General features: G+C 65.5%; 10 protein-coding genes and 1 pseudogene. 1 reads left to right on the forward strand and 10 read right to left on the reverse strand.

Annotated features, from left to right (window positions below):
- Positions 1-8: 8 nt before the first annotated feature.
- The 7 genes from CSQ99_RS23605 to CSQ99_RS23635 form a co-directional block, all read right to left on the reverse strand.
- Positions 9-668, reverse strand: coding sequence for a DUF8185 domain-containing protein (locus CSQ99_RS23605; protein ID WP_176561182.1), 660 nt, complete (start codon positions 666-668; stop codon positions 9-11).
- Complete coding sequence (locus tag CSQ99_RS23610; RefSeq protein ID WP_141562723.1) at positions 665-1,108, reverse strand: acyl-CoA thioesterase; 444 nt, start codon at positions 1,106-1,108, stop codon at positions 665-667. Before CSQ99_RS23610 ends, CSQ99_RS23605 begins: the two co-directional genes overlap by 4 nt.
- The gene (locus CSQ99_RS23615) at positions 1,105-5,991 is read right to left on the reverse strand and encodes an NAD-glutamate dehydrogenase (RefSeq protein WP_176561183.1); all 4,887 of its coding nucleotides are present in this window, start codon (positions 5,989-5,991) and stop codon (positions 1,105-1,107) included. Before CSQ99_RS23615 ends, CSQ99_RS23610 begins: the two co-directional genes overlap by 4 nt.
- A gap of 93 nt (positions 5,992-6,084) precedes the next feature.
- Positions 6,085-7,758, reverse strand: a complete 1,674-nt coding sequence (ettA, locus tag CSQ99_RS23620) for an energy-dependent translational throttle protein EttA (RefSeq protein WP_099041430.1) — start codon at positions 7,756-7,758, stop codon at positions 6,085-6,087.
- Positions 7,759-7,855: 97 nt separating this feature from the next.
- The gene (gene ssb, locus CSQ99_RS23625) at positions 7,856-8,314 is read right to left on the reverse strand and encodes a single-stranded DNA-binding protein (protein WP_099041441.1); all 459 of its coding nucleotides are present in this window, start codon (positions 8,312-8,314) and stop codon (positions 7,856-7,858) included.
- A gap of 146 nt (positions 8,315-8,460) precedes the next feature.
- The gene (locus CSQ99_RS23630) at positions 8,461-9,819 is read right to left on the reverse strand and encodes an aldehyde dehydrogenase family protein (RefSeq protein WP_176561184.1); all 1,359 of its coding nucleotides are present in this window, start codon (positions 9,817-9,819) and stop codon (positions 8,461-8,463) included.
- A gap of 2 nt (positions 9,820-9,821) precedes the next feature.
- Positions 9,822-10,916, reverse strand: coding sequence for an AMP-binding protein (locus tag CSQ99_RS23635; RefSeq protein ID WP_099041431.1), 1,095 nt, complete (start codon positions 10,914-10,916; stop codon positions 9,822-9,824).
- Positions 10,917-11,058: 142 nt separating this feature from the next.
- Here CSQ99_RS23635 and CSQ99_RS23640 point away from each other — a divergent pair.
- Positions 11,059-11,442 (forward strand): annotated as a pseudogene (locus tag CSQ99_RS23640) (allophanate hydrolase-related protein); the annotation flags it as partial.
- A 38-nt stretch (positions 11,443-11,480) separates the two neighbouring features.
- Here CSQ99_RS23640 and CSQ99_RS23645 read toward each other — a convergent pair.
- The 3 genes from CSQ99_RS23645 to CSQ99_RS23655 are packed head-to-tail and all read right to left on the reverse strand — an operon-like array spanning position 11,481 to position 17,561.
- Positions 11,481-13,487: a bifunctional copper resistance protein CopD/cytochrome c oxidase assembly protein gene (locus tag CSQ99_RS23645; protein ID WP_099041432.1), complete on the reverse strand. Its 2,007-nt coding sequence runs from the start codon at positions 13,485-13,487 to the stop codon at positions 11,481-11,483.
- Between the two features lie 46 nt (positions 13,488-13,533).
- Entirely contained in the window at positions 13,534-15,876 is a 2,343-nt protein-coding gene (locus tag CSQ99_RS23650; RefSeq protein WP_099041433.1) for a glycerol-3-phosphate 1-O-acyltransferase, read from the reverse strand.
- The gene (locus tag CSQ99_RS23655) at positions 15,873-17,561 is read right to left on the reverse strand and encodes an HAD-IB family hydrolase/lysophospholipid acyltransferase family protein (protein WP_099041434.1); all 1,689 of its coding nucleotides are present in this window, start codon (positions 17,559-17,561) and stop codon (positions 15,873-15,875) included. The genes CSQ99_RS23650 and CSQ99_RS23655 overlap by 4 nt, the downstream gene beginning before the upstream one ends.
- Positions 17,562-17,603: the final 42 nt, after the last annotated feature.

The raw sequence follows: 17,603 nt of genomic DNA on the forward strand, positions 1-17,603 counted from the left end.
ACACGTCCCTACCGCAGCACCAGGGCGGGGTCACCGCGCCGCCGGTAGACCGAGCCGAAGCGCGCGTCGATACGCAGCCACGCCGGAAGAGCGCGCACGCGAACGATCTCGTCGGCGCCGACGGCTTCACCGGACTGCGGCAGGAAACCCATTGCCGTCAAGGCGAATACACATCGCATCGGTATCCCGACGCTGGCGTCACCGGCGCTGACCGCTACCACCTCCTGGTCCAGCAGCGACGCCGGCGGGCCGTGCGAGCTCGAATGTTCTTTGGCGAGGGCGATTCCGCGCTGGGCCAGATCGAGCATGACACCGGCAGGCACATCGTCGAGGTGCTCGAATCCCGACTCGGGCGGCAGGGCGCCTCGCCACGCCGAATCCATCGCGAAGCCGGTCTCGACGTATCCGCTGGAATCCATGGCCGTCAACCCGGTGGCCAGCGCATCGGCGCCCGCGGACAGGTCGACGGGCTTGACCCGCCCACCCACGACACGACTGGCCAACACGTCGAACCCGGTGGACACCCATGCCGTGAGCTGGCCATCCCCGCGCTCGCGCAACCGGATCACCGCAGCGTCGTCCAACCGCAACGCCCGGTCTACGAATGTTGCGAGGTCTTCGCGATTTGTGGAGTCGTTCAGCCAGATACCGCGCTCAGGTTCAGTCATCTCGTCCACTGCTGCAGGTAAGCGCGTTGGCTCTCTGAAAGCCGGTGCAGTCGTTGCTCCTTGATGTGCACTGCGGCCAGTTGCGTGTCAGCGATCACCGCGGGCTTTGACTCGCGTGGCGCACCCACCGACCGCACTTCGTATCCGATGGTGAAGTCGACGGACCGCACGCGCTTCGACCACATCGTCACCTGCAACGGCGAGTCGATGAGACGCAACTGCGCCTTATAGGTGATGTTCACGTCCGCGATGAGCAACCCGATCGTTTCGATTTCGGGGCCGAACGGCTCACGCAGAAAAGGGATCCGGGCTTCCTCGAGGAGGGTGACCATCGTGGCGTGGTTGATGTGCTGATACATGTCGATGTCCGACCAGCGGACGTGCACCGGCGCAACGAAGCCCGCGCTGGCCGCACTTCGCTGACGCTCATCGCCAGTCACCCAGAAGTCCCCGTTCCACTGGTCCGTGTCATGCTGCGAATCTGGCGTGCCGCCACCGACAGGGTGGCCAGATCCAGGTCGCCGCCCTCGTAGATCTCGGCGAGCGTCCGTCGCGCACGGGCGACTCGGGAGCTGTTGGTCAACTCCCACTCGGCGATCTTCTCGACGCCGTTCTCGTCGGGCTCACCAACTGCGAGGACGTCGAAGCACAGCGCCCGCAATGATCCATAGATGTCGTCGCGGATCGCCAGGCGCGCCAACGAATGCCAGCGGTCATCGCGCTCCAGGCGCGACACCGCGGTAAGCAGGCTGTCGGTGTTGAAGTGATCCATCAGCGCAAAGTAGGTGTCGGCGACCTCGGCCGTGTCGCGGTCCACTATGTCGGCGATGTCGATGACGTCCAGCAGGCTGTACTGGTACAGCCCGGTCGCGACCATGTACGCCAAGTCATCCGATACGCCGTGGGAGGCGAACTCGCCGGCCTCCTTGGCGACGATTGCCTTGTCGTCGCCACGTAGCCACTCCGACATACGCGGCGTCAGCGCGGCAACCTTGGCTGCGAACCGGTTGGTCTCGGCGCCGACCGCAAGCGGTTGTGGCCGGTAGTTGAGCAGCCAGCGTCCGGCACGATCGATGAGCCGACGCAGATCGAGCGTCATCCGATCGGATACGGCGACCGACACCCCGTTGTCGCTAGCCGCGCGAATCTGGCGCAACACCTCTCCGATCCGGAAGATGGCGTCGGTCGCCGCGTAGCTGCGGACCGCGTCCACCGGCCCCACACCGACGTCCTCGGTGACACGGTAGGCGTAGCTGATGCCTGCGGTGTCGACGAGGTCGTTGACCAGCATCGTGGTGACGATTTCCCGGCGCAACTGGTGCGAGCGGATGTCGGTGCTGAATTGTTCACGAAGCCTGACCGGGAAGTACGTCGGCAGTCGCGACGCGAACGCCTCCTGGTCGGGCAGGTCGCTGGCCAGCACATCGTCCTTGAGGGCGAGCTTGACGTGAGCCATCAGCGTCGCGAGTTCCGGTGAGGTCAAACCGATTCCGATCTCGGTGCGGCGTCCGATCTCCTTCTCGGACGGCAGCGCCTCGAGTTCCCGGTTCAAGCCGCGATCCTGGGCGAAATCCTTGATCATCCGCGCGTGCACGTTCAGCAGGCTTGCCGCGTTCGCGCGACTTGTGCCGAGCAGGTCGTTCTGATCGACGTTGTCCTCGAGCACCAGATGCCCGACCTCGTCGGTCATCGACAACAGCAATTCGGTGCGGTCCTCGGGCCTGACCTTGCCCGCGGTGACGAGTGAATCAATCAGGATCTTGATGTTGACCTCGTGGTCTGAGCAATCAACGCCCGCCGAGTTGTCCAGCGCGTCGGTGTTGATCCGGCCACCGGCAAGATCGAATTCGACGCGCCCCAGCGAGGTGACGCCAAGGTTTCCGCCTTCGCCGACCACCCTGGCGCGCACCTGATTACCGTTGACGCGCACCGGATCGTTGGCGCGGTCACCGACGTCGGCGTCGGACTCACTCTCGGCCTTGATGTAGGTGCCGATACCGCCGTTGAACAGCAGATCCGCCGGGGCCTTCAGGATTGCCTTCATCAGGGCGGGCGGTGTGAGTTCCTCGACACCGTCCTCGATTCCGAGTGCGGCGCGGGCCTGCGCGCTGATCGGGATCGCCTTCTGTTCCCTGCTGTAGACACCGCCGCCCCCGCTGATCAGCGAGGTGTCGTAGTCCTCCCAGCTGGACCGCGGAAGTTCGAAGAGGCGCTTGCGCTCGTCCCACGACGTCGCCGCCTCGGGATCGGGATCGATGAAGATGTGCCGGTGGTCGAACGCCGCGAGCAGCCGAATGTGCTTGGACAGCAGCATCCCATTGCCGAACACGTCGCCGGACATGTCCCCGACACCGACGACGGTGAAGTCCTCGGACTGAGTATCGACGCCCATCTCCCGAAAGTGGCGTTTGACGGACTCCCACGCACCCTTGGCGGTGATCCCCATCGCCTTGTGGTCGTAGCCCACCGATCCGCCTGACGCGAAGGCGTCGCCGAGCCAGAAGCCGTAGGACAGCGCCACCTCGTTGGCGATGTCGGAGAATGTCGCGGTCCCCTTGTCCGCCGCAACCACCAGGTACGCGTCGTCGCCGTCGCGCCGGACCACGTCGGGCGGTGTCACCACGTCACCGGTCGCCTTGTCGACGTTGTCGGTCACGTCGAGCAACCCCGAGATGAAGAGCCGGTAACAGGCCACGCCCTCGGTGCGCTGAGCGTCCCGGTCGGTTGCGGCATCGCCCGACGGCGATGGCGGGTTCTTCACCACGAAACCGCCCTTCGCGCCGACCGGCACGATGACGGCGTTCTTCACCGCCTGCGCCTTGACGAGCCCGAGGACCTCGGTGCGGAAGTCCTCCTTGCGGTCCGACCAGCGCAGGCCGCCGCGAGCGACATGCCCGAATCGCAGGTGTACACCCTCGACCCGAGGTGAGTACACGAAGATCTCGAATCGGGGCCGCGGCAGCGGAAGTTCTTCGATCAGACCGGGATTGAGCTTGAAGGACAGAACGTTCTGCGCACGAGCGGACTCCTGCCGCGAGACGAAATAGTTGGTGCGCAACGTCGCCTGAATCATCGAAGCGAATGCGCGCAGGACGCGGTCGGTGTCCAAGCTGACCAGCGCGTCGATGTCGGCGGCGACGGCCGCGGCGGCAGCCTGGGCGTCACGGCGTCTCGGTTCGTCACCGGTCGGAGTTGTCGGCCAGAACAAGGCCTCGAACAATTCGACCAATGACCGTGCCGTTGCGGCATTGTCGTTGATCACGGTCTCGATATGTGACTGGCTGTACGGGAACCCCGCCTGGCGCAGATACTTCGCGTAGCTGCGCAGAACCGCGACTTGCTGCCAGGTGAGACCGGCTCGCAGGACGAGCTCGTTGAACCGATCGATCTCGGCGCGGCCGTGCCAGATTGCGGTCACCGCATCGGCGAAACGCGCCTCGGCGGCCTCGCGTTCCGGACCCGGTGGCACATCTGGGATCGACTTGTGGGGTGAGATCTTGAACTGATAAATCCAGACCTGCAGCCCATCGGGCCGGGTCACCGTAAACGGCCGTTCCTCGAGTACCAGGACGCCCATCGACTGCAGCATCGGCAGTAGGTCGCTCAGCGAGGCCGAGCGTCCGCCCAGGTAAAGGGTTAGCTGCGCGATGCCGTCGCTGGCGGTGACCAGGACGGGCTTGATCGAATCATCCTGCAGCTCTTCAATGATGGCGATGTCGTTGATTGCGCCTGCCGGCTCGACCGCTTCCTTGTAGAAGTCGGTGAAGGCTGTCGCGTAGTGCTCGGCCTTGGACTGCTCGATGGACCCGCTTTTGGCGGCACCGGTCAGCCGGTCTCCCCAGGTGCGGGCCGCTTCGGTGAGCAGATGCTGGATACGGGTTTCGTTCTTCAGCGATGTGTCGAGGTTCGCCGGACGCGAGCCGCCGGGCATACGTACTGTGAAATGCACTACTGCCCAGGGTGATTCGCTGACACGTGCCGTGTATTCGATGCTCACCCCGCCGAGTTCGGAGACCAGGATCTCCTGCATCTCCAGCCGGACGGCGGTGGTGTAGCGATCACGGGGCAGATAGACAAGACACGAAACGAAGTGCGCGAGCGAATCAGCTCGCATGAACAGCAACGTGCGCCGTCGAGAGCCTAGGTCGACGACCGCCTTGGCCATGTCGAGAAGTTCCTGGGCGGACAGCGCGAACAGTTCCGAACGCGGAATGGTCTGGATGATGTCGAGCAGCAACTGCCCGGGATGGCTCGGATCGCGCTGCGCCAACGCCAAGGCCTCTCGCACGCGCCCTGAAATCAGCGGTATTTCAAGCACATTGGCATTGGTGGCTGCGACGGTGAACAGACCGACGAAGCGGTGTTCGATGGCCACGTCGCCCGATTGTTCTCGCACCACGACGATGTAGGGATACGCACCGTAGCGGAGATAGCTCGGGATCGTGGCCTGAGCCAGCACGAGCAGATCGCTGCTGTGAGTCAGCTGCGGCAGCACGTCCTGGCGTAGCCGGAGTACGCCGAGCCGGCTGGCCAGGTCGACAGAAGAACGTCCGTCGCTGACCGCGCAGCGCTGGTACCCCAGCAGTATGAAGTGGCCGTCGGCGAGCCAACGCAGGAGCGCTGCGACGTCCTTGCGGTCACGTCCGGAGAAACGGCCTCCGGGATCGTTGTCGAGTTCCTGGGACAGCCCGCGCAATGTGGCTGCCATCCCAGTGGAGTCGATCGCGACCTGACGCGCGTCGGCCAGCACACCGGGCAGCTGCTGCGCGACCTCCGCGAGCCCCTTGCTGTCAGTCGCCTGCGCGAGCTGGATGTGGATCCAGCATTCGTCGACACCTTCGCGGGACGCTCCGACATCGGCGGGCGGCCGCATGTCCAGCAGTTCGCCTGAGGGACTGCGACGCACCCGAAAGACGGGGTTCATGATCGCCGAATACGACACGCCGTACCGGTGCAGCAGTACCGTCACCGAGTCCATCACCATCGGGGTGTAGTCGGTGACGATCTGCATCGCCGGGCCGAAACCTGCGGGATCGTCGGCGCCGTACACCGCGACACGGGTCTCGCCGACCGCCCGGAGCCGGCCCAGTCGATGATGCGCGGTCACCAGACCCGGACCCATCATCTGCCGCGACGTCATGTCCACCGGCAGGGTTACCGACGCGTCGGCGGCAGGTGCGTCGTGTGGGCCGCGGTACGTATCGAGATAGGCATGCGCAAGCCGCGCGATCTGCTCCGGGCTCAGCGCCTGAGGCGCTCCAGCTCCGGAGCCACCGGAACCAGGGTCAGCTGGTCTCCCGACGGCTCCCGGATTCACCGACATGCCACGCTCCTCGCCTGTCCCCGCGGACCGCCCGCCGTTGGATGTCGCCGCCAGCCCGATGAGCAGGCGACGCAGTGGTCCGCACGATGGACACTAGTCTCGGGTGAGGCGACGGTGGGTCACCCTGTGCGGACGTGCCGCGTCCACACCGAGCCGCTCCACCTTGTTCTCCTCATAGCCGGCGAAGTTGCCCTCGAACCAGAACCATTTGGCCTCGTGGTCGTCGTCGCCCTCCCACGCGAGGATGTGCGTGCAGGTGCGGTCGAGGAACCAGCGGTCGTGCGAAATCACCACCGCACAGCCCGGGAAGTTCTCCAGCGCGTTCTCCAGGGACGACAACGTCTCCACGTCCAGGTCGTTGGTCGGCTCGTCGAGCAGGATCAGGTTGCCGCCCTCTTTGAGGGTGAGCGCCAGATTGAGCCGGTTGCGTTCACCACCGGACAGCACGCCGGCCGGCTTCTGCTGATCCGGACCCTTGAACCCGAACGCCGAGACATAGGCCCTCGATGGGATCTCGTTCTGCCCGACCTCGATGTAGTCCAGCTTGTCGGACACCACTTCCCATACCGTCTTCTTCGGGTCGATGCCCGCCCGGCTCTGGTCGACGTAGCTCAGCTTGACCGTCTCGCCGACCTTCACGGTGCCGCTGTCGGGCTGCTCGAGACCGACGATGGTCTTGAACAACGTGGTCTTACCCACACCGTTGGGTCCGATGACCCCGACTATCCCGTTGCGTGGCAGGGTGAAGGACAGGTCTTTGATGAGCGTGCGTCCCTCGAATCCCTTGTCGAGATGCTCGACCTCGACAACCACGCTGCCCAACCGCGGTCCCGTCGGGATCTGGATCTCCTCGAAGTCGAGCTTGCGCGTCTTTTCCGCCTCCGCGGCCATCTCTTCGTAGCGCCCAAGCCGGGCCTTGCTCTTGGCTTGGCGTGCCTTGGCACCGGACCGGACCCAGGCCAGTTCCTCCTGCAGTCGCTTCTGCAGCTTGGCGTCCTTGCGGCCCTGCACGGCGACGCGCTCGGCCTTCTTCTCCAGGTAGGTCGAGTAGTTGCCCTCGTACGGGTAGGCACGCCCCCGATCCAGCTCGAGAATCCACTCCGCGACGTTGTCCAGGAAGTAGCGGTCGTGCGTGACGGCCAGGATCGCGCCCTTGTACTCGGCGAGATGCTGTTCCAGCCACAACACGCTCTCGGCGTCGAGGTGGTTGGTCGGCTCGTCGAGCAGGAGCAGGTCGGGCTTGGACAGCAGCAGCTTGCACAGTGCGACGCGCCGCTTTTCACCACCGGACAGGTGGGTGACGGGCTCGTCGGCCGGCGGGCAGCGCAGGGCATCCATCGCCTGTTCGAGCTGCGAATCGATGTCCCACGCATCGGCGGCGTCGAGCTGCTCCTGGAGCTGGCCCATCTCCTCCATCAGCTCATCGGAGTAGTCGGTGGCCATCAGCTCGGCGACCTCGTTGTAGCGGTTGAGCTTGCCCTTGATCGCCACGCCGTCCTCGACGTTCTCGCGGACCGTTTTGGTCTCGTCGAGCTGCGGCTCCTGCTGCAGAATGCCGACCGTCGCACCGGGTTGTAGCAGTGCGTCGCCGTTGTTGGCGGTGTCGAGACCGGCCATGATCCGCAAGACGCTCGACTTACCAGCCCCGTTCGGGCCAACGACGCCGATCTTCGCGCCTGGAAGGAAGTTCAGACTGACGTCGTCAAGGATGACCTTGTCGCCGTGCGCCTTGCGGACCTTCCGCATCGAATAGATGAATTCGGCCATGCCGTGGTGTTGCCTTCCCAAGATGGTTCAAGTCGTTTTCTCGCCGCCGACCATCCTAGGCGTGGCCCCACCGGCGGAGCCGACGGTGTGCCCGCGCCTACGCCGTCAGGGGCAGCGCCTCGCTGGATTCGTCCGCCCGGTCGTCATCGCTTGCCCTGGCGGCGTCGTCGCCGAGGTCGGCGGCCTGCTCGTCGGCCCGTTGCTTGCCCCGGTCGATTCGCGCGTTGCACCGAGCCAGATCAGGCCCGACAGCTGTCGCCCGTACCTCGACCGATGAGCGCCGATTGCCGTCACGATCCTCGTACTCGCTGGTGTAGATGTGGCCGACGACGATGACCGGGTCGCCCTTGACGAGGCCGGCACTCGCACCGGCGACCGCCCGCCCCCAGCAGGTCACTGTGACGAACAACGAGTTACCCGGCTCCCATGTTCCTTCGGCGGATCGGCGGCGCGAATTGCTCGCGATGCGGAACCTGACCATCTCCTGCTCGCCGACCTGGCGGTGGATCGGATCGGTGACGATGTTGCCGACGATGTGAAACGGCGTCTCGAACATGATGTTTCCTTTCATTACTTGCGACGGCCGGCAGCCCGGCGCGTCGGTGACACCCAAATTGACCGTCTGACCGCCGACAGCCAGCCGTTCCGAAGCGCGTCGGGGGACGGAGGGTGTGGATGAATCCGCAATTGTGGACAGCGCCTTCAGCCGCGGACGAAGCCCTTGTTGCGCATCAGGAAGTCGGCCAAGAACCCGTCGTGCGGAATGTGCGCTGCACGCAACCACGTCGGGTGGCGACCGCTATAGACGTTGGACACAGTCGGGTCGTCGACGAGTTCGTCGATCAGGCGCTCGTCGTCGGTGACGGCGTTGATCACCAGGGAGCCGCGAAACGGTTCGAGGCCGTAGTCGCGGGACCACGGAGACACCCATACGCACGGAAACGGCAGTTCGGTGTTCAGCCTGGCCGAGTCCGGGGCGGCGAGTAGGTGTACCGCGGGACGCAGGGCGGCGGTCCCGTCACCGAGGTCGGCGACCACCTGATCGGCGCCGAGCAGAGCCGTTGCCCCGGCTGCCCGAGCACCGAGGAATCCCGCGATGGACTGCGCGGCGGCGGTGGACATCACCGGCAGCAGGGCCCGCTCGTCGGTGATCGGCAGCGGCTCAAGCGCCGAGAGTCGCTCGGCGATCGCCTCGGCCAGCGGCGCGGCATCACCCTCGAACAGCACCGCGGTGGTGTTGACGCAGGCCGTCCCGCCGAGCGCGCAGATCGACTCGACGATCAGATCGAGATGGTCGCGCCAGTCCTGCTCGGCGGTGATCAGGATCTTCGCCCGCCCTGGACCGTTGACCCACACCGTCGGATCTCCTGCGTACTTGTCGACGACGTCCTGCCCGCCATAGACCATGGCGAGGTCCGCCGCACCGATGATCTCGTCGGCACCCGTGTAGTCGGTGGGAAGATAGGACACGTCTTCGGCGCGAAAGCCGCTCTCGCGCATTGCCGCTATCAGTCGCTGACCAGTGAAGGGCTCACGCCGCGAGGGCCGCACGGCCACCCGGTAACCCAACGCGAGGGCCTGCGGCCACAGACCGTGCACCCCGGGCGCGTTTCCCGACGCGTGCACGGCGAACACCTCACCGCGTCGCGCCCACACCGCGCCGCCGTCGCGGATCTGCCGCCAGTCGCGCGCCGCTCCACTGGGCTGGGCCGGACGCACCGAATCGCACACGGAGGCAAGCTGTTCGGCCACGCTGCGCGCGCCTGCGCGCGTCACCGCGATAGGCAGTCCCGACACCCTGCTGGTCAATGCGACGTAGTGATCGAAGTCGAGCCCGGCGATCTCGTTCGACAGGAACATCTCCACAGCACGAGTCAGCGCGGCCTCGCGCTCAGCGACGGACAGGGGCCGCGCCTTCCGTTGCGCGCTGACGGTGCGGGCCACGTAGAGCGGAGGCACCACCGTCATCTCCACCACCGGAGCGCCGGAGACGTCGGTGATCAATTCGCGCCTGCGGGTGCGGTATTCGCCGTCTGGCCCCATGGCATCGAGGACCGTCACGGTCAGTACACGCCCTCGATCACCGCTTCGCCGTCGAAGGTGGCCACGGGCGCGACCTCGCCGACCGAATCCCCTAGCTGGCCGGGCAATCCGGGCACACGAATCGCGCTGTCGCGTTCGAGGTTGTTCGGGATGAACATGCCCTTGCTGATGTGGTTCATCACCACCTGACCGCGCTCACCGTGCGCGACGCGCTCGCCGGTGTCGGGGTCGACGACCCAGAACACGACGTACGGAGAGCGGGGATGGAACACGAACTCGCCGTCTTGCGTCGCGCGGGTCATCAGCTGCGACAGGATCATCGTGCTGCCGAACGCCACCGTGATCGTCGTCTGGCCGAAGATGTCTCGCAACAGCTCAAGCGTGTCGACGTCGATATGTGCTCCGCTGAGCAGGACGTACCGGATGCGCTGATTGACCAGATCGACGAGGCGATCGTCGCGTGCGATGGCGTCGAACAGCGGAGGCGAGGTGTGCAGATTGGCGACGTTCTGGGTCTGCAGGATGAACTGTGCCTGTTCGAGCACGTGATCGACGTATCTCGACACCTCGGCCGCGGCCCCTCGCGCGGTGAGCTTCTTCACCCAGCGCGGGTCCAGGTCGACGCCGTGAAACGCCGACCCCAGTCGGCGCGAGACCTCCCGTGAGAAGTAGCCGACGCCATGTGGCCCGCTTGGCATGAGGCACACCAGCCCACTGCCGCGGACGAAGCCGCCCATCGCGAAATCCTCGACCTGCCAACGGGTCACCTGCTCGACCCAGTCGGGCAGCTGAGCGGTTCGCTTCGGCGACCCGGTGGTTCCGCCCGACTCGAAGATCAACGGAATCGGGACCGGTGTGCCATAACCCCGCGGGATCAGGTCCTCGACCGGTGCATCGCGCAGCTCACCGAGCAGGTTCGGGAAGCGGCGGAGGTCGTCGAAGGTGTGGATATCGGTCAGCGGGTCGAAGTCCAGGTTTTTCGCCGCCCGCAACCAGAATGCGCACCCGGTGTCCTCGCCGAAGTGCCATGCGACCGCCGAGCGCAGGAATGCGACGGGATCGTCGACGGGTTGACCTCGCGGAACGTCCAGCAACGAGTAGTCGACTTCGGCCACGACCCCAATCCTGTCACCGTTCAGTCGCCACCGATGGCAGGTATCTCGCGAAAATGCATGCGTTAACTTCCCATTCGACAGGCGTTTACCGCTCGACGCGGCGGGCTCCCCCGTAAGTTGAAACGCCATGAGCGAGGACCTTGAGCTGGTGGTGTTCGGCGCCCACCTACGAGGCGGGCCGTTGGCACACCAACTCACGGATTTGGATGCGAGGTGGGTAGGCGAAATCACAACGGCGCCGCGGTATCGGATGTGCGTACTGCCGACCGACCCTCCCAAACCGGCGGTCTCTCGCGTGCCCGAGGGCGAGCCGGGCGCCTCGCTCATGGGTCACGTATGGCTGCTCTCGCCGAGTGCGCTGGGCTTGTTCCTGGCGGCGTTGCCCGCGCCGATGCAGCTCGGCAAGGTCGAGTTCGACGACGGCACATGGCGAATTGGATTCAGTTGCGACGCCGCCGCGACCACCGGACCCGATATCAGCAGCTACGGCAGCTGGCCTGCGGCGATTGCGGCGCACGCGGTCTAGCAACCGATCGGTGTCAGCGAGCCTTCCGGCCACCGAAGTTACTGCGACTGATCCTCACGGCGGGCGAGTTCGGCCAGCATCCGGTTGTAGGCGGCCAGGTCTGCTTCGTCGTCGCGGTCGGCGGCGCGATCGAGCCGCTTGGCGGTGCGCTCGTCGCTACGTCGCCACTGGATCAGCAGCGCGATCATGACGATAACGAGCGGTAACTCCCCTGCCGCCCAGGCGATTCCACCGCCAAGGCGCTGGTCACCAAGCAGGTCGGTATGCCAGTAGAGCTGCAACGATTTGTAGAACGGCTCCCCAAGGACGGTGTTGGTGCTCATCAACACGACTCCGAAGAACGCGTGGAACGGCAGCGAGGCGAACACCATTGCGACCTTGCCCAGCGGTGGAATCGGGCGCGGTGTCGGGTCGACGCCGATCACGACCCAATAGAACAGGTAGCCGGTCAGCAAAAAGTGGAGATTCATCGCGAGGTGGGCTGGGTGGCTGTCCACCGCTGCGTCGAAGATCCCGCCGAAGTACAGCCCATAGAACCCGGCGACGAACAGGATGGTCGCCACGAACGGATTGGTGAGCACGCGCGACGCCCGGGAGTGCAGGGCAGCGAGCAGCCACTCCCGCGGACCGGGAGGATCGTTGCGACCCGCGGCCGGCAACGCCCTCAATGCAAGCGTGACCGGAGCGCCGAGCACGAGCAGGATGGGCGCGAGCATCGACAACAGCATGTGCGCAGCCATGTGCATGCTGAACATGGCCGGCATGTAGCGACCGACACCTGACGATGTCGCCAACAGCAGGACCAGACATCCCAGGAGCCACGCCGCGGTCCGGCCGACCGGCCATGCATCGCCGCGGCGTCGCAGCCTGACGATGGCGGCCACATACACGATCGCGAACACGATTGCGGCCGTGCCGAATACCAAGTCAAAGCGCCAGTCGAACATGATGCGGGCCAGCGTGGGGGGCCCCGCGAGGTCGTAGCCGATCTCGATCGCCGGGATCGAGGGATTGAAGATGGGGGGCACGGGCGGAGGTGTCCGGCCCAACGCAACGGCGACACCGAACGTCAGCCCGAATACCACGGCTTCGACGAGCGCCAACCTGATCAGTGGGCCGCGCGCCGCCGGGTCCGACTCCAGAGCGGCGATGCCGCGGCGTCGTTGCAGCCAGCCGATCGCGCCGAGCACGCACAGCGCGGTCATCTTGGCCAGGAGCAGCCAGCCGTAGGTGGTGTCGAACAAGTCCGCTGGCTGCACGCGGACCAAGGCGTTGACCACACCGCTGAGGGCCATGGCCACGAAGCACCACAAGGCGACCACCGAGAACCGACGCGCGGCCAGCGCGGCATGCTCGCCGCCACGCAGGGCGTGAACCAGCAACGCCAACAGACCACCGGCCCACAGCGCGCCGGCCAGCAAGTGGATGAGCAGGCTGTTGGTGGCCAGATCGTGCGAACCGCCCGACGACGAATGACCGGTCAGTGCGAGCGGCAGCAGGGTCGTCAGTGACCCGGCGAACAGCAGCGGCGTTGGCGACCAGCGCAGCACCGGGATGCTGGCGATTGTCACGGCGGCGGCGATGAATGCGGTCCACCGCCACGCGCCGGCGATCTCGACCAGGCTCGCCACCGACCAGATCGCGGACGGGTCCAGGCGCGAGGACAGCGGCTGGCCGGTCACGTCGGAGACGGTGAGCGGAACCAGCAGTGCGGCGCACACGGTCCACACTCCAGAGGCGACGGTGCCCAGTCGCAGCGCGCGGTAGCCGCCGACGTCGAGAACTCCGGTGGCCTGCGGTGGTACCAGGAACGCGGACATGAGGAACGACCCGACCGCGACGACGGCGGCGATCTCTCCCGCCGCCCGCACAAACGGCAGGCCATAGGTGGTCACCGGGCCGGGATCGGGCAGCCCCGTCGCCGTCAACGCGTCCGCGAGCGACAACGCGGCCAGCCCCGCTGCGGTTGCCCCAGCCAGCACAGCGACCCCGACGAGCACCGGCCACACCGCGCTGCTGCGCACGCTGGAAGCGACCGTCGTCATGCGTTCAGCGTATGGCGTGGCGCTGCGTAGGCCCGCGGGGCCGGTTCTACACCGATTCGCTGCGGAGGTCGCGGCGCGCCACCTCGCGCAGATAGAACTGCTCGCGCGAGAACTGCTCGACCTTCTCCATGTCCCGCAGAATTCCACGGAGCTCGTCGCGGAAGCCGGTGCGTCGATCGTCGAGATCGGCCGCCGGCGTCAACAGATTCTGGTCTGCGACCACCTGGCGCGCCGTGGCGAACAACAGCGCGGACACCGACTCATTGCTGCTCACACGGTGCTGCGCGCTGTATTGATTTCCAACGCCCAAGGCCCGTTTCGTCAGTTCTTTCTCGTCGATTTCGGCGGGCGCGTCGCGCAGTACGTCCGCGACGATCTCATAGGCCTCGAAGAAGGGCCGCAACATGGCACCGGCGATCAGCGGACGCTTCGCACGCAGCAGCCCGTCGACGTCACCCGATGCGACGTGCGATTCCCAATCCTCGTGCTGCCATGACATCTCCTCGGCCACGTGCTCGCGGAACGCGGCGGAGTCGGCGAAATAGAAATCGAATTTCAGCAGATCCCGCAGTCGCATCGCCTGACGCCAGAACGCTTCCAACCGATCGTTCTCGGCACGCCCCGAATAGGCGAGAGCCAACTCGATGATCGACGTCTCGAGGAACGCGTCGATGAGCGTGTTGCGGTAGAACGCCGCCTCATGCTCATCCTCAGGGGCGATCCGCCAGACCGGCTCTCGGCCACCGTCGACACACGTGACCGGATGACGGTTGGACAGGGCGTCCAGCGCAGCGCGAACCCCGTCTGTCGTGCGCAGTCGTAGCGCGCTGTTGGTCATCGGAGTCTGTTTGCGCTCCAGATAATCCAGCGAGTCCTGCAGGGTGTGGTGCAGCTGATCCAGGGTCAGGGCAACCCCGCGGGTGGTCAACAGCAACGCCGAGACCAGTGCGGTCGCGTTGACCGGTGTGGCCCGCAGGATCCGCCAGGCGACCTCGAAGGCCATCTTCTGCATCGCAAGGCGTTTCGCGGCGTCGTCGGAGGCCATCGGACCGTGCGGGGCGCCCAGGTATTCACGCATCGACACCGCTTCGGGGAAGCGGACGTAGATCTTGCCGTAGTTGCGCTCCCCCTGGGCCTTGATGAAGTTGTACAACCAGGACAGGCCCTCGGGCGTCTTCTCGCCGCCCTGCGCGTACGCGGCATACTCGGCGGTTTCGTGCAATTGGTCGAAACTGATCGACACCGGCTGCAGCAGAATGTCATCGCTGCGACCGTCGAGATACGCGTCGGCGACGTAGGCGAGCAGACCGAGCTTGGGCGGCAACATCTTTCCGGTCCGTGAGCGAGTGCCCTCGATCGACCAGCTGAGGTTGAATCGCTTCTCCACGATGTAGCCGACGAACTGCCGCAACACGTACTTGTACAGCGGGTCGTCGAGCTTTCGGCGCAGGAAGATCACGCCGGAGTGGCGCATCAGCGGACCCATGAAACCGAACGACAGGTTGATGCCTGCGAACGTGTGAACCGGAGGTAATCGGTTCTCCTGCATCGCCACCGGCACGATCACACCGTCCAGATAGGACCTGTGCGAGAACAGCAGCACCGCCGGATGGTTCTCCAGGCTCGCGCGCATCGCCTCGACCTGGGCGCGGTCGTAGTCGACATTGGGATCGAAACCGCGGCTGAATATTGCGCGGCCCAGCGACGGGATCAGATCGACCGAGAATCGGCTCCACCCGGTGGAGAGTTCGTCGAGCATCTCTCCCGCCTTATCGACGTCCGCGCCCGGGATCTGTTCCAGGCCTTCGCGAAAACGCGCCGAGGCCAGGATTTCGGGCTTCATCAGTCGCGGAGACTTGTACTCCGGTCCGAGCAGGCTCAGCTCGACCCGTTCGATCGCCAGTGCCGCGCGGCGCATGACGAATCGCGCGAACTCACGCGAGTTCTCGGCCACTGTCGTATCGGCCCACTGCTGGCGAAGTTCCGAAACCTTCGCAGGCTCACCGGCGACCACCCGCGCGCGAGATGGATCCTTGCGCAGAATGCGGCGTTGCAGAAGGTCCGGCGGCCGGTAGGTGTCGCGACCCGACAGCAGCGACACCACCTTCGAGCGTGTCGGCAGTCCGCCCGGAACCCAGAACACCCGCACCGGCACGACGGACCGATCCTCGTCGGCCTCCAACTCGGCCACCAGTTGCGCAAGTACGCCCGGCGGCGGATCGTCGGCGGGCAGCCGCAACACGTCGACCTTGGAGTCGGGATATTCGCGGCGCTGCTGTTCCAGCCAGTCGTCGAGCAGTTCCACTTCGGCGGGTGAGGACACCGAAGCCAGCACGAGCGCGTCGTCGGTGGTGGTGAATGGTTCGAATCGGTCGGCGGGGACTTTCACGGCCGGCCCTTCGGCGTCGCCCTTTTCGCCGCTGTCTTCTTGGCGGGGGTCTTCTTGGCTGGTGTCTTCTTGGCCGTCGCCTTCGTCGCCTTCGTTGCCTTCGTTGCCGTCGCCTTCGCGGCCGTCTTCTTCGGCGCGGCCTTCTTCGCGGGCTCATTCCGCGCGCTCTTGGTCTTCTTGCGGGTGTACAACGCCGGAGTGGGTAGCTCGTTCTGTGGCCAGTCCTTCAATGTGTCGAGGTAAAGCTCCCGCACCTCGGCGATGCGTTCGGACAGGTCGTCGTGCGTCCAATCGTCCACGGGGATCGGCGGATACACCACGACGTCGACGATTCCGGGATTGAACGTGCTCGAGTCGCGGGCGGCGATGACCTCGGCGTTGCGAATGACGATGGGGACGACCGGGATTCCCGCGGACATCGCGATTCGGAACGGGCCCTTCTTGAACGGACCGACCTCGGTGGTGTCCAGCCGGGTGCCCTCCGGCGCGATCAGAATCGAAAGACCCTTACGGGCCAGCTCCTCGACCTTCTTCAGCCCCTCGACGGCCTTCTGGGGATCGTCGCGGTCGATGAACGCCGCATCCATGATCTTGCCCATCGTGCCGACAATCGGGTCCTTCTCCAGTTCTTTCTTGCCGACGGACGTGAAATTGGATTCCACCAGTCGTCCGGCGATCATCGGATCCGCCTGGTTTCGGTGGTTGAAGATGAACACCGCAGGCCGCTCGGCCGTCAGGTTCTCCTTGCCCAACACGTTCAACTCGACCCCGATGGTCGTGAGGAGTGTCTTGCCGAAGGTCGACGTGAAGAAGTTGACACCGGTTCGCCGGTTCTGGGTCAGCAGACCGAGCCCGATGGCACCCGCGGCGATCGGCACCATCGACGCGATGCCGGCGGCCGTGCGTAGCTGAGACACCGGGCTGCTGCCGCTGCGGCTGCTGAATCTCAATACCGGCCAACCGCGCTTGGCCGCGACCGCCGCGAGCTTGCCGGCGGGGTTGGTCGGTCGCGGATTGCCCACCAGGTACATCAACGCGACGTCTTCGTCACCGTCGGCGTAGAAGTAGCTCTTCGACAGGTCGACACCGTTCTTGGAGGCGAAGGCCTGTACCGCCCTCGCCTTCCCCGGACCCCAAATGATGGGGGTGAGCACCTCTCCGGTCAGCAGTCCCTGCTCGTCGGTCTCGAACTTGTTGCTCAACACGTTCTCGATGCCGAGGAACCGCGCGACCGGCTCGACCTGGACCGTCAACGCGGACGAGCTGAGCACCACGGTGTGACCGCGGGCCATGTGCGCGCGGACGAGTTCGCGCATCTCGGGATATATGCGACCCACGATCTTCTGCACGAAGAGCCGCTCGGCCAGTTCATCGATGTCGGCGAGTGAATTGCCGCGCAGCATGCGCGCGCCCTTGCCTATGAGGTCCTCGAATTCAGAGCGGCCGAGTTGGTGGTTGAGTCCGGCCTGCACCATGCCGATGAACTCCCCAACCGACATCTGGCGGCGACGCAACCGGTCCTGCGTCATGACCACGCCGGTGAACCCGGCGACCAACGTGCCGTCGAGATCGAAGAATGCGCCGACCTCGGGGCCGGACGGGCTTGCCTGGATCTCGGCGACCGAGCCCGGCAGCCGCATGGTCCTGCGGATCGCCTGCGAACCTTGACCGTTTCCCGAAGTCATTGCAGTGCACTTCCGTTCGGTGATATATGGGCGGGTTCGGGC

The organism is Mycobacterium neglectum (genome assembly GCF_002591975.1).
Lineage (GTDB): Bacteria > Actinomycetota > Actinomycetes > Mycobacteriales > Mycobacteriaceae > Mycobacterium > Mycobacterium neglectum.